The sequence below is a fragment of the Bacillus sp. HMSC036E02 genome, from assembly GCF_001836235.1.
GTDB lineage: Bacteria > Bacillota > Bacilli > Bacillales > Bacillaceae_G > Bacillus_A > Bacillus_A cereus.
In genome coordinates this window covers 1-1,119 of record NZ_KV827863.1, presented here as the reverse complement: position 1 = coordinate 1,119, position 1,119 = coordinate 1, and the positions used below count along the sequence as shown (strand labels likewise).

The window sequence follows — 1,119 nt, the reverse complement described above, 5'->3', positions numbered from 1 at the left end:
AGAATTCGAAGTGTATAAAGATGGTAAAAAGGTAGCAGAACTAAAAACAGATGAGAGTGGAAAAGTGATGTCACCGAAATTACCGCTAGGTGAATACACAGTGAAAGAAACGAAAGCACCAGCGGGCTACAAGCTTTCAAATAAAGAATGGAAAGTAACAATTCAAAACGAGAAAGAAGTAGTAAAAGTAGAGGCAGAAAACGAAAAAATCTTAGGTTCTCTACAAATTATTAAAATGGATGATAAAGATCAAACGAAACGCTTAGCAGGCGCACAATTTACATTGAAAGATGCGAAAGGAAATGTTGTAAAAGAAGGAATTACAACAGATAAGTCTGGAACGGTTAAAGTAGACGGACTTGTGCCAGGTGAATATACGTTAGAAGAAACAAAAGCACCAGAAGGTTATGAGTTAACAAAACAAATAATTCATGTAACAGTTGACGGTGAAAAAGTTGTTGATGTAAAAGTAACGAACAGTAAGAGCCTTGGTCAATTCGAAATTGTAAAAGTAGATGCGGAAGATAAAACGAAAGTATTATCAGATGCAGAATTCGAAGTGTATAAAGATGGTAAAAAAGTAGATACGTTACGAACAGATAAAACTGGTAAAGTAGTTTCTCAGAAATTAGAACCAGGAACATACACATTAAAAGAAACGAAAGCACCACAAGGATATAAATTGTTAAAAGAAGAAATTGAAGTCGTTGTGGAAGCAGACAAAGTAGTAGAAGTACAAGTAGAAAATGCGAAAGAACTAGGAAGCTTACAAGTAATCAAAAAGGATGCAGAGAGTGGAAAAGTTCTAGCAGGTGCAGAATTTAAATTAAAGAACGAAGCTGGTCAAGTAGTTGGAGAAGCGAAAACAACGAATAAAGACGGTGTTGTGAAATTCGAAAACTTAGTGCCAGGAAAGTACACGTTAGAGGAAACGAAAGCGCCGGAAGGTTATAAAGCGCTAGAAGTGACAGTAGAAGTGAACGTTGTAGCGAACGAAGTAGTAAAACAAGAAGTCATGAATGAAAAAGTAATGGGTCAATTCGAAATCGTGAAAGTAGATGCGAATGATAAAATGAAATTATTATCAGGTGCAGAATTCGAAGTGTATAAAGATGGTAA

At 35.6% G+C, this 1,119-nt stretch carries 1 protein-coding gene; it reads left to right on the top strand.

All coding sequences use genetic code 11. The features are described 5' to 3' along the window. Positions 1 to 1,119, top strand: a 1,119-nt coding sequence (locus tag HMPREF2590_RS23650; RefSeq protein ID WP_256325177.1) for an MSCRAMM family protein, incomplete at both ends; no start/stop codon positions are given.